Consider the following 12,552-nt stretch of genomic DNA (forward strand, 5'->3'; position numbering starts at 1 on the left):
GTATCCGCAGATCATAAAGTCGAAATATGATCTATGGATCATCATCCCTGCCCGGATGATCGTATCACCAGAGAGCCGGTGCCCGGGTTCTTCGTTACTATTGTCAAAGGAGCCCGGGCCGTTCCGGAACGGCCCGGGAAACTGTCGGTCAGTATTCGATCCCGACGGTGTCGGAGACAGACGGGATCAATCCAAGGTGACGGGGCCCAGATCGGCATAGACATCCCCCGGGCCGGGGTTTGCCGGGTCCGAAGCCCCGCCGAAATGATGCATGATCCCCCAGACCGCATTCAGCGCCGTCTGCATCGCCCCTTCGACCCAGGCCGGGGTCCAGCTGATGCCGTCGCCGGCCAGGAAGATCCCCTTTTGTGCTGCCGGGAGATCGTCCTGCATGAAATGCCCGTACATGCGGTGATTATAGCGATAATGCCCCGGCAACGCCCCCTTGAAGGCGCCGAGGAAGTTTTCGTCCGCCTCCCAGCTCACACAGATCGGATTGCCACGGATGTGGCTGGCGATATCCACGTCGGGATAGGTCTGGCGCAGCGCCGACAAGGCCAGCTCCACCCGTTTTTCCGCCCCGTGCGGCAGCACCTTCAGCGCATCGGTCATCCAGCTGTAGGACAGGCAGATCACTGCCGGCTTGTCCGGGCCGTTGTCGAAGAAATAGGTCCCCCGGGTGATCCGGTCGGTCAGCGTCATCGACAACAGCGGCCGACCGGTCTCCGGGTTGATGTCGTTCCAGAACGGACGGTCGACCATGACGAAGGTCTTGGCCGCCTGCATGTAGCGGGTGCGGTCCAGCGCCATCCAGAGCGGCTGGGCGAACAGGTCCTCGTCCGTTTCGATCGAGGTGGTCAGCAGGTGGCTTTGGCAGGTCACCAGCACCGCGTCGTAAAGATCGGTACGCCCCCAGCAATCGGTCACGGCGATCGCACCCGAGGGATCGCGGGCGATCTTGACTGCACGGGCGCGGGTGGCGCCGCCGTTGAGCCCGGCCAGGGTGGTGCCTTCGGGCCAATGGGCACACTCAGCGGTCTGCCGCCACAGCCGGTGCAGGACGGATTCCACCCCGCCCTTGATGAACCGCTGGTTGTCGTCCAGCCCGCAAAGGTTCACGCGCAGGATTTCCAGCATGGAGTTCGGGAAATCGCTGTCCCAGCCGCCGGTGCCGAAGCCGACCTGGCCGAAAACTTCGCGGTGGCGGAAAGACAGTTCGCCGAAGGCTTTCGATGAGGTGACGAAATCATAGAAGGTTCGTTCGTCCCAGGCGGCAACCAGGGGATCCCAGATTTCCTTGACCCGCTTGGCATCACGGGCCTTCATCGCTGCCTGCAGGTCGGAAAACCGCGCGCCCTCTTCCAGCGCTGCGTCATAGGCCTCGGCCACTTCGCGATAGAGATCGGGCAGATCGGCAAGGGTTCGAGCAAACAGCGTTTCCCCTTCCAGATCAATGACGGTGGATCCTGCTGCCTCGGTCAAGGGGTTGGGAAAGGGTGCGCTTTCGCAGCCGACAAGGTCGACATAGTGATAAAAGGCACGCGACGAGATCGGAAACCGCATCCCGCCCAGTTCGGCGATCACGTCTTCGGTGCTTTCGAAAGTTTCCGATCGCAGGCGCCCACCGAACTTGCCCGATTCATAAAGGATCGGGCGCAGGCCCAGTTTCATCAGCTCGTGCCCGGCGGTGATTCCGGCCGCGCCGGCCCCGATAATGGCCACGCGTTCCCCATGGCGACTTTTCGGAATCGAACCTAGACCTGCATCATGGACCAGCCATTGATCATAGGAAAAAGGGAAGTCGGGCCCGAAGGCGGAGAGATCATTCATTGTTACGGCCTGTTCGAAAAAACTGGGATTTCTATCCGGGATGAGACGGTGCCATCGAACCGGACGACTCAGTCGGACCGGACCTACAAATCGCGAAAGTCGCAGTTTCGCAAGCCGCTCCAACGCACCGGGCAATCGCAAAGGCCCATTTCGAAATCGGTCAGGGCCTGGAATTCTTCATGCGCGGTGTTGCGAATTTTCCGGGTTTTCCCGGAAACTTTCCGCCCTTTTCAGCTGTTCCGATTTGCTTGGACACCATGCGGCGCCTGTGGTTCCAGCGCGAGCTGAAGCGTTTCCGACATTTCCGCCACCACCTCGCGCAGGGTCGCGACGAACTTGTCTGCCCGCGCGGTGCGGGTGCTGTGGGCTGGCCGCCAGATCGACAGCAGATAGGGGACCGACACGCTCAGCCGGCGAAACGCGACGTTGCGCGGCGCCTGGCTGGCGGCGGTCAGCGGGTTGATCACCGATACCCCGACACCTGCGGCGACCATGGCGCACACGCTGGCCGCAGTCGTGGTCTCGGCGGCATAGTCCCGCGTCACCCCGGCAGCTGAAAAGATTTCGTCCAGCTTGTGCCGATAGGGGTCGTTCTGCCCGAAGTAGATGAACGGTTGGCCTTCGAAATCGGACGGAGTCAGCATCGTCTTGCCGGCCAGCGGGTGTTCCAGCGGCAGGACGCAAACCATGTCACCAACATGGATCGTCTCGGTCGTCGCGCCTTCGCGTTCGAACTGGCTTTCGGTCAGGCTGAGATCGAAGGCCTGCGTGGTCATCTCGTGGCGCAGTGACGGCTCCTCGTGCGAATGGATCGAAAACAGCACCGCCGGCCGGGCGTGCAGAAACCGCTGGATCACCCGAGGGATGACCGATTCCGCATGCGCCGGAATGCTGGCGATCCGGAAGTTCGCAGCATTATGCGACCGGATGGCCGAGGCCGCGCGACTGATTTCATCCAGCCCGATGAAGGACCGCCGCACGGTTTCGTGCAGCAATACTGCCTGATTGGTGGGCGTTAGACGTTTGCCGAACCGGAGAAACAGGTCGAAGCCGATGCGTCGTTCCATCTCGCGGATTTCCCGGCTGATGGTCGGCTGCGACGTGCCGAGAACGGCTGCGGCGGCCGTCATGCTCTTGTGAATCATGATTGCGTTGAACAGGTCGATCTGTCGCTGACTGAGCCGCATCCCGGCCCTCCTTTGATGAACGCGCTCCTCCGACGGCATTTGTCATATCAAATGTGAATAAGAATGACACAAAAATTATTTAGAATACATAAAACGATCTGAAATGTTGAAATTATCACAACTATTACACGATTTTGTCATGCCCGCAGCGACGTCTCTCTTGCCCACAGCCGCGACCGTTCCCTCTCAGGCACCAGCCTTCTCCGGCTGGTTGGATCGGCGTAACGGAACACTATGCGCCGATGGTGTCGCGCTCAGCCAAATCGCGGTTGAAGTGGGCACGCCCTTCTATTGCTACTCCGCCAGCGTGTTGCGGCAGCGCTATACCGCCCTGGCGGCGGCGGTCTCTCCTGTCGGGGTGTCGGTCTGCTTCGCGGTGAAGGCCAACAGCAATCTGAACGTATTGGCCGAATTCGCCCGTCTGGGCTGTGGCATGGATATCGTCTCGGGCGGTGAGATGGAGCGGGCGCTCGCCGCTGGCACCCCCGCCGAGCGGATCATCTTTTCCGGCGTGGGCAAAACCCGTGACGAAATCCGCCGCGCGCTGGAGGTTGGCCTTCATCAGATCAACATCGAATCCGTGGCCGAGCTGGAGACCGTTGCCGAAATCGCCCATGCGATGGGGCTGCGCGCGCCGGTTGCTCTGCGGGTGAACCCGGATGTCGACGCCGGCACCCATGCCAAGATCACCACCGCGCGCAAGGACAGCAAGTTCGGCATCGCCATCGGCGAAATTCCCGCGCTCTACGCCCGGGCCAGTGCGATGCCCGGGCTCGAGGTTCTCGGGCTCGCGGTCCATATCGGTTCACAAATCCAGTCGCTGGCGCCCTTCCAGCGGGCCTGGTCGGCGCTGGCCGATCTGGTGCGAGAGCTGCGGGACGCCGGGCTGACAGTCGCACGGTTGGATTTGGGCGGCGGGTTGGGTATCGGATCGGAAACCGAGCCGGCCCCTGATCTGGAAGCTTATGCCCGGACCATCGCCGAAACCGTCGGCGATCTGGGCTGTGCGCTGAACATCGAACCGGGGCGCTGGCTGGCGGCACCCGCCGGTGTGCTGGTGACCGAGGTGACCTATCTCAAGGAATCGTCGGGCGCCGATTTCGCGGTGATCGACGCCGCGATGAACGATCTGATGCGCCCTGCCCTCTATGACGCCCACCACGCGGCGGTTCCCATCCATGCACCGCGCCCGGGTTCTGGGCCTGCCTGGCGCCTTGTCGGTCCGGTTTGCGAGAGTTCCGACGATTTCGGAAGCTATCCGAACCTGGGCCCGCTGGAACCCGGCGATCTGCTGGTGTTCGGCAGCGCCGGCGCATATGGTGCGACGATGTCTTCAACCTATAACTCGCGGCCGCTGGTGCCCGAGGTCATGGTTGACGATGGCCGTTTCCGGTTGATCCGGAAACGTGCTGAAATGGATCTGTTCCTGGAGCTGGAAAAGCCGTCTGACTGGGTGGCTGCAGCAAATGGGGTAAATGTTGCGGAGTAAATCATGCGCATGTGTCTTGCGGAATATCTGCATTTTTTGCAGCTCCAGGCGCCGCAACGACAGTGTCCCCGTGACACGACATGACATTCCGGGCACCCGAAATAATGAAACCTAGAAAATAGACCATCGAGGGAAATATGAAGAACAAGGTGAGACTTCTGCTTGCGTCCGGTATCGCGAGCCTCGCGCTTATGTCGCCGGCGATCGCGGACCAAATGCTGCGCATTTCCTATACCGACGATCCGAAATCCGCTGATGTGCAGATGACGACGGACTATTACACGCTGCCGTTGAACGTCTATGACCGTCTTATCGAAGCCGAAACCACCGGTCCGGGCACCTCGGCGCTGGTGCCGGGTCTGGCCGAAAGCTGGGAAGTCTCGGACGATGGTCTGGTCTATACCTTCCATCTGCGGCAAGGCGTGAAGTTTCACGACGGCGCCGAACTGACGGCCGATGATGTCGTCTATACCTTCGATCGCATGCTGAACCCCGAGACCCGGGCGCTTGGCACCGATATCCTCAATTTCGTTGCCGGCGCACAGGACCGTCTGGATGGCAAGGCCGATACGGTCACCGGCCTGAACGCAATCGACAAATACACGGTTCAGCTCACCCTGTCGCAGCCCTATGCTGCCTTTCTCGCCCTGATGGCCAGCCCCCAGGCTTCGATCTATAACCGCGCCTTCACCGAAGCGGCGGGCGATCAATTCGGGCTCACCCCGGAAACCACCAACGGCACCGGCCCGTTCATCCTGCAAAGCTATGAGCTGAACGACAGCCAGATGCTGGTCGCGAACAAGGACTATTTCCGTGGCGCCCCCAAGCTCGACCGGATCCTGATCCGGGTGATCTCGGATTCCGAGACCCTGCGGCTCTTGTTCGAGACCGATGAGATCGACGTTTTCGACATGGACTATGCCTCGTCGCAAACGCCTTACTTCTATGCCAGCGACACTTGGAAGGACCAGATCCGGAGCGGTCCGCGCGTCGGCATGTACTATTACCACATCAACCAGGCAATTAAGCCCTTCGACGATGTGCGCGTGCGCAAGGCCTTCCAGATGGCCATCAACCGCGAACAGATCCTGGAAAAGAACTTCTATGGCAAAGGGCAGCTTGAAAACGGCGTGATGCCCCGCGGCCTGAGCTGCTATGAGCCGGCAACACCGATCGAATACAACCCGGCCAAGGCCAAGGAACTGCTGGCCGAGGCCGGCTATCCGGATGGCGTGGAGATCACCCTGGCGCAGGTCAGCAGCTGGTCGTCGAAATGGTCGGACATGAACCAGATCATCCAGGCTCAGGCTGCCGAGGCCGGGTTCACGGTCAAGATCAAGACCATGGATGAAGCCGCCTATTTCGCACAGCGCAAGGCCGGGGCGATTGATGCCTATACGCAATCGTGGTCTGCCGACTTCAACGATCCCGACAACTTCTTCTACACCTTCTTCTCTGAACCGGGGACCAAGGTGCGCGCCTTCAACAACATGGACCAGGAGGTGTTCGACGGCATCGAGAAAGCCCGCAGCATGACCGATCCGGAGGCACGTTGCGCGCTGTATCGCGAGCTGGGGGAACGGATCGTACAGACCGATGCCGCCTGGGTGCCGCTCTTCAGCCTGGACCACAGCTATGTGGTGCAGCCGCGCGTCAAGAACTTCGTCGTTCCGTGGAACGGCTGGAGCGACATGAACTATTACAAGATGGAAATCGCGGAGTAATCCGTAACGGCGGCGGGGCAACCTCGCCGCCATGTCTTTCCCGCCTCTCCGGAGCTGACCGCCCGGCAGTCTCCGGAGGGCGTCGCAACAAGAGCACCCCTTTCCATGCTAATGTTCGCCATTCGACGAATTCTCGTCTCGATTCCGGTTTTGATCGGGATCACGGCAATCCTGTTTGTCATGCTGAACGTGATCCCCGGCGACCCGGTGGCGCTGTTGATGAAGGAACACGCCAGCCCTGAGGTCATCGCCCGTGTCACGGCGCAGATGCACTTGGACGATCCGCTCTGGACCCGCTACTTCCGCTTTCTCTCCGGCGCGTTGCAGGGCGATCTTGGCACTTCGATCAAGCTCAATCGCAGCGTGACCAGCCTGATCATGAAGGCCTTTCCGAACACGCTTTATCTGGCAGCCTGTGCGGCGGTCGTGTCATGGATCATCGGCATTCCCGCCGGCATCCTGTCGGCAGTGCGGCGCGATTCCTTCATCGACCGCTTCTTCATGGGGTTTTCCCTTCTTGGCGTGTCGATGCCGATCTTCTGGTCGGCGCTGCTGATGCAATACATCTTTGCACTGAAACTTAAATGGCTGCCGGTTTCGGGTTTCTATGGCTTTGAATATGTCATCATGCCCGCGATCGTGCTGGGCTGGAGTTCGGCCGGCGTGATCGCGCGGTTGACCCGTTCCAGCTTGCTGGAAGTGATGCGTCACGATTATATCCGCACCGCCCGCGCCAAGGGGCTGCGCGAGGTGGGTGTTATTTCCGGACATGCGCTCAAGAATGCATTGATCCCGGTGGTGACGATCATGGCGATCCAGATCGCAAGCCTGCTGTCGGGTGCCGTCATCACCGAAGCGATCTTCGGCATTCCCGGGGTGGGGCGGATTTCGATCAACGCCATTCAGGCCCGCGACATGCCGCTGTTGCAGGGCTCGGTCCTGTTCGCAACCGTTCTGGTCATCCTCGGAAACCTGGTGGCCGACATCCTCTATTCAATTCTCGATCCGCGCATTCGGTCGCAGATGGGGAGGGGCAAGCCATGACCGTTTCACCAGATCTGAACGTGGACACCGTCGAAGAAATCCAAGAAGCCAGCCTGCTGCGCGACACGATGCGCGCCTTTGCCCGCAACCGCATGGCATTGCTGGGGCTCGTCTTCGTCGCTTTGCTTGTGTTCCTGGCGATTTTCGCGCCCATCGTCAGCCCGCATGATCCCTATCGCATGGCGCTGGATGAACAGTTCCTGCCGCCCTCGACCACCTATTGGCTGGGCACCGACAACTTCGGGCGCGATGTGCTGACCCGCATTATCTATGGTGCGCGGATTTCGCTGGTGGTGGGCATCGTACCCAGCCTGATCTCGCTGATCATCGGCACCTTCATGGGCGTGCTGAGCGGCTATATCGGCGGGAAGGTCGATTTCGTCATCATGCGGCTGGCCGATATGATGATCGCCTTCCCGTCGCTGCTGCTGGCGATGGTGGTGATGTATACGCTTGGCGCCAATCTCTTTAACATCTTCGTGGCCCTGGCGCTGGTCGGCTGGGCCGGGGTGGCGCGCGTGGTGCGGTCGCAGACGCTGGCGCTGAAGGAGAAGGAGTTCATTGAGGCCGCCCATGCCAACGGCGCCTCGCGCGTGACGATCATGTTCCGCCATATCTTTCCCAATGTGGTGCCGACACTGATCGTCCTCTTCTCGCTGTCGATCCCCGATGCGATCATGTGGGAATCCAGCCTCAGCTTTCTGGGCGTGGGCGTGCAGCCGCCCGAAGCGAGCTGGGGCCTGCTGGTCTCGCGCGGCAAGGAATACCTGTTTCAGGCCCCCGTCGTGGCGATCGCGCCCGGCGTGGCGATCCTGCTGACCGTGCTGGCCTTCAATTTCGTCGGTGACGGGCTGCGCGACGCGCTCGACCCATCCATGAAGGACTGATCGCGATGACCGAGAAAACCGATAACGTGCTGAGCGTGCGCGATCTGCGCACCGAATTTCGCGGCGATCGTGGGCATGTGCGCGTGCTGGAGGATATTTCCTTCGACGTTGGACGCGGCAAGATCGTCGGGCTGGTCGGTGAATCCGGCTCCGGCAAGAGCATGACGGCGCTGTCTTTGATGGGGTTGGTGCCGAAACCCCGGGGTCAGGTTACTGCGACCCGGATGGACCTGGACGGCACCGACCTGACCCGGCTGAGCCAGGACGGGCTGCGCCAGCTCCGCGGACGCGACATCTCCATGGTGTTTCAGGAGCCCATGACCTCGCTCAACCCGGTGCGCAAGGTCTGGGAACAGGTAGGCGAGCCGCTGGCCGTGCACCAGGGCATGAAGCGGCGGGCGATCCGTGCCCGCGTGCTGGAGATGTTCGAAATGGTCGGCATTCCCGATCCCAAGGCGCGGCTCGATGCCTATCCGCACCAGCTTTCGGGCGGGTTGCGGCAACGCGCCATGATCGCCATGGGGCTGATCTGCGAACCGAAGCTGTTGATCGCGGACGAACCGACCACGGCGCTCGATGTCACCACACAGGCGCAGATCCTGCGGTTGATGCTGGATCTGCGTGATCGGGTCGGCACTTCGATCATCATGATCACCCATGATCTCGGCATCATCGCCGAGATGTGCGACGAGGTGAACGTGATGTATGCGGGCCAGATCGTGGAGCAGGCGAATGTCTTCGATCTGTTCGAACGTCCCTCTCACCCCTACACGCGCGGGCTGCTGGCTTCGATCCCCAAGGCAACCGAAAAACGGCTGTCGCGCCGGATGCCCAGCATTCCCGGCATGGTGCCCAATCTGGCCAAGCTCCCCGGCGGCTGCCGGTTCCGGCCGCGCTGCGGCGATGCGATGCCTATCTGCATGCAGAAGGATCCCGGCCTTGCCGATCTGGGCAACGGCCATGGGGCCCGGTGCTGGCTGCATCTGCCGCATGATGCCCACCCGCAGGGAGAAACCGCATGAACGACATCGTCATTTCCGCTCGCAACCTGACCAAGCATTACCATCTGGGCGGCGGTCTGGGCGGGGCGGGCCAGATTGTGCGCGCCGTCGACGGGGTGTCTCTCGACATCCACGAACGCGAGACCTTTGCTTTGGTCGGGGAATCTGGCTGCGGCAAGACCACGCTGGGCCGTATCATGTTGCGGCTGCAGGAACCCAGCGGCGGCGAGATCAACTATCGTGGACAGGAACTGACCACGCTGGACGAAAAGGGCATGCGGGCACTTCGCAAGAAATTGCAGGTCGTGTTCCAGGATCCCTATGCCTCGCTCAATCCGCGCATGCGGATCGAACAGATCCTGGCAGAGCCCCTGCGCGCCCACGGCTATGGCTCAGCCGCCGAGATCCGCGAACGCTGCGCCGCACTGCTCGAGATGGTCGGCCTGCGCCGGCAATATCTGCGCAGCTACCCGCATCAGTTCTCGGGCGGGCAGCGCCAACGCATCGGTATCGCCCGGGCATTGGCGAACAATCCGGATTTCGTGGTCTGCGATGAATCCGTCTCGGCGTTGGACGTGTCGATCCAGGCGCAGGTTCTGAACCTGCTGCGCGACCTCCAGGACGAGCTGAAGCTGACCTATTTCTTCATCACCCATGATCTCAGCGTGGTGCGCCAGTTTGCAGATCGCGTCGGTGTCATGTTTCTCGGCCGTCTGGTCGAGGTCGGTACGACGGAAGAAATCTTCTCGGCCCCGAAACATCCCTATACGATGTTCCTGATCTCTGCCGTGCCGCGCGCCGATCCGCATCAGCGCAGCCGTGAACGCCCTATTCTCAAGGGCGAAATTCCCAGTCCGATGGATATGCCGAACGGCTGCCGGTTCCACACCCGCTGCCCCTTTGCGCAGGATATTTGCCGGACCGAGGATCCAGAACCGCAGACGCAAGGCACGCGTACCGTTGCCTGCCATTTCCCGCTGGAAGCCTGAAGGAGATCACCTTGGATCTGATCGTGAAACCGGGCCCCGACGGCCATCTGGCCAGTTTCGGAGACAAGACCTGGCCCTGCGCCGTTGGACGCAGCGGAATCGGGCAAAAGCTTGCCGAAGGCGATGGCGTCAGCCCGATCGGCTGCTGGCCGATCCGGCGCATATTCTATCGTGCCGACCGGCTGGATCACGCGCCGAGCGATGCCTTCCCCTGCCAGGTGACTGACCGCCAGGATGGCTGGTGCGACGCAGCCGATCACCCCGATTACAACCGCCTTGTCCGCCTGCCATTCGATGCCAGCCACGAGGAAATGTGGCGCGAAGATGCGCTCTATGACATCGTCGTGGTGCTGGGACAGAACGACAATCCGGTGGTGCCTGGCGCCGGCAGTGCGATCTTTCTGCATATCGCCCGCCCCGGCTATTCGCCAACCGCCGGCTGTGCCGCGCTGTCGCGCGAGGATTTGCTGGAATTCCTGTCGCTGGCCGGGCCTGACACCCGGCTCTGTTTCCAGGCTTAGAGACATATCATGACCGAAATCGACATGACCGCGCTGGAGCGCGCGTTGGCCCTTTTGCCTGCGGCCCATCGCGGGCCGGCGGGGGTTGCGGGCGTCGTCAAGGATGGGCAAGTGATCGCCCGCCGGGCCTGGGGCTTTGCCGATATGTACCGGCATCTGCCGATGACCGCGCAGACGCGGTTGCCGATCTGTTCGATGTCGAAACATCTGACCTGTGCGTTACTTCTCGATCTTTTCGGCGGGACCGAGCCGCTGGAGCCGTTGCTGTCCGATCTGTTGCCGAACCATAAGGGCCCGCTTCCCAGCGTCGCGCAGCTTTGCCACAACCAATCGGGCCTGCGTGATTACTGGGCGCTAACCGTTCTTCAGGGGGCGGAGCCGGAAGGGCTCTTTACCGAAGCCGACGGGCTGCGCCTGCTCGGTCAGGCGAAGGGCGGGCATTTTGCCCCCGGCACGATGTATTCCTACAGCAACGGCAATTTCCGGCTGCTGGCCGAGCTGATCCGACGCGCCACCGGGCGCGACTTTGCCGAACTGCTGCAAGAGCGCATTTTCGGCCCCGCCGGCATGAAAACCGCGACGCTGGCCGCCGATACCCGTACCCCCGCCGACGGTGTGGTGGGCTATGAGGGCAACGACGAGGTGGGCTTTTTGCCCGCGAAAAGTGGCGTCTACTGGTTCGGCGATTCCGGCGTGGCGGCCTCGCTCGACGATATGCTGGCCTGGGAATGCCATATCGACGCGACCCGCGACATGGCGGACGGGCTTTACAACCGCCTCTGCGTACCGGTTGCCTTCGCCGACGGGACCCCCGCCAGCTATGGTTATGGTCTGCGCCGCGATGTGCTCGCGGGCTATGAGGTGACAAGCCACGGCGGCGGATTGCGCGGCTTCGCCTCCTTCCGGTTGCATGTCGCCGCGGAACGGCTGTCGGTTGTCGTCATGTTCAACCATGAAGCCAGCGCCATGCGGGCAGCCTGGTCGCTGATGGAGGCGGCGCTGGGATGCAAGATCGGTGAAACGCCCGGCCCGGCCCAGGGTTGGAATGGGCTCTGGCTGGATGAGGAGAGTTCACTCCTGATCCGGACTGTCGATCGCCCGACCGGGGTCAGGCTTGACTATGCCACCTCTCCGTCCCTGCTGCGCCCCATGCCCGATGGCAGCGCCGAGGGCCGGGGGCTCCGTCTGTACCGCGACGGCGACCGGCTGCGAATGGACCGCCCGGGGGAGAATTTGCATGTCGAGGCCCCTGCCCTGTCGCCCGTTGACTGGGCCGACGGTCAGGAAATCTCCGGTCGCTATCGCTCGGACGATATCGAGGCAGAACTGACGATCGAGGCCCGCGATGGCGCGAGCTACATCGCCTTTCACGGCATGCTCGGGACCGGTCCGATGGAGCGGATGTATCCGCTGGCGGCCGACCTGTGGTCAGTCACCACCCGGCGGGCGATGGATGCCGCCCCGCCAGGCGAATGGACCCTGCGCATCCGTCGGGACGAAAATGGCCGGATCACCGGGCTGACGCTCGGCTGCTGGCTGGCGCGCAATATCGAGTATCATGTGCTGGAGGAGCCGCCGGCGAGTGAAACCTGCCCTGCGGCAGGAGCCACCCCTCTACGGTAATCGGACCATCGCACCGACGTCACCAGTCCGGCGCCGGTGCGACACGAATGCCAAGCGCAAACGGCCTCTGCTGCTGGGCTATCGCCTTTCCCTCTACCTCAGGGGCCTCAGCAAGCCTTCCGCGTTACAGGGTTTTTCCAGCATCCCCCGCGCAGCATACTCTTTAGCACGCGGCCAGATGGTGGGAATCTGAAAAGCGGTCATCAGAATAACGGGGAGTTACGGAGCGCCCCGGTCTCCGGCAGCACCAAGGCATC

10 protein-coding genes are annotated in these 12,552 nt (G+C 62.0%); 8 read left to right on the forward strand and 2 right to left on the reverse strand.

Annotated elements, in window-relative coordinates:
* Positions 1–186 precede the first annotated feature (186 nt).
* Positions 187–1,722 (reverse strand): flavin monoamine oxidase family protein, encoded by a 1,536-nt coding sequence (locus G455_RS0114725; protein WP_229861798.1) that lies wholly within the window; start codon positions 1,720–1,722, stop codon positions 187–189.
* Positions 1,723–2,060: 338 nt separating this feature from the next.
* The gene (locus G455_RS24220) at positions 2,061–3,017 is read right to left on the reverse strand and encodes a LysR family transcriptional regulator (protein ID WP_051312532.1); all 957 of its coding nucleotides are present in this window, start codon (positions 3,015–3,017) and stop codon (positions 2,061–2,063) included.
* Between the two features lie 139 nt (positions 3,018–3,156).
* Here G455_RS24220 and lysA point away from each other — a divergent pair, with 139 nt between their 5' ends.
* From lysA to G455_RS24230, 8 genes are all read left to right on the forward strand, one after another.
* Positions 3,157–4,506, forward strand: coding sequence for a diaminopimelate decarboxylase (gene lysA, locus G455_RS0114735; RefSeq protein ID WP_084437090.1), 1,350 nt, complete (start codon positions 3,157–3,159; stop codon positions 4,504–4,506).
* Positions 4,507–4,655: 149 nt separating this feature from the next.
* The gene (locus G455_RS0114740; RefSeq protein WP_205620477.1) at positions 4,656–6,230 is read left to right on the forward strand and encodes an ABC transporter substrate-binding protein; all 1,575 of its coding nucleotides are present in this window, start codon (positions 4,656–4,658) and stop codon (positions 6,228–6,230) included.
* Positions 6,231–6,341: 111 nt separating this feature from the next.
* Positions 6,342–7,274: an ABC transporter permease gene (locus G455_RS0114745; RefSeq protein ID WP_268246085.1), complete on the forward strand. Its 933-nt coding sequence runs from the start codon at positions 6,342–6,344 to the stop codon at positions 7,272–7,274.
* Positions 7,271–8,161 carry an ABC transporter permease gene (locus tag G455_RS0114750; protein ID WP_028094406.1) on the forward strand — a complete coding sequence of 297 codons (891 nt, stop codon included), beginning with the start codon at positions 7,271–7,273 and terminating at the stop codon, positions 8,159–8,161. Before G455_RS0114745 ends, G455_RS0114750 begins: the two co-directional genes overlap by 4 nt.
* 5 nt (positions 8,162–8,166) lie before the next feature.
* Entirely contained in the window at positions 8,167–9,183 is a 1,017-nt protein-coding gene (locus G455_RS24225; protein WP_051312533.1) for an ABC transporter ATP-binding protein, read from the forward strand.
* Entirely contained in the window at positions 9,180–10,151 is a 972-nt protein-coding gene (locus tag G455_RS0114760) for an ABC transporter ATP-binding protein (protein WP_028094407.1), read from the forward strand. Before G455_RS24225 ends, G455_RS0114760 begins: the two co-directional genes overlap by 4 nt.
* Before the next feature lie 11 nt (positions 10,152–10,162).
* Positions 10,163–10,672 carry a L,D-transpeptidase family protein gene (locus tag G455_RS0114765; RefSeq protein WP_028094408.1) on the forward strand — a complete coding sequence of 170 codons (510 nt, stop codon included), beginning with the start codon at positions 10,163–10,165 and terminating at the stop codon, positions 10,670–10,672.
* Between the two features lie 9 nt (positions 10,673–10,681).
* Positions 10,682–12,295: a D-aminopeptidase gene (locus G455_RS24230; RefSeq protein ID WP_051312534.1), complete on the forward strand. Its 1,614-nt coding sequence runs from the start codon at positions 10,682–10,684 to the stop codon at positions 12,293–12,295.
* The last annotated feature ends 257 nt before the right edge of the window (positions 12,296–12,552 follow it).

It is taken from the genome of Pseudodonghicola xiamenensis DSM 18339, assembly GCF_000429365.1.
GTDB classification, from domain to species: Bacteria; Pseudomonadota; Alphaproteobacteria; order Rhodobacterales; family Rhodobacteraceae; genus Pseudodonghicola; species Pseudodonghicola xiamenensis.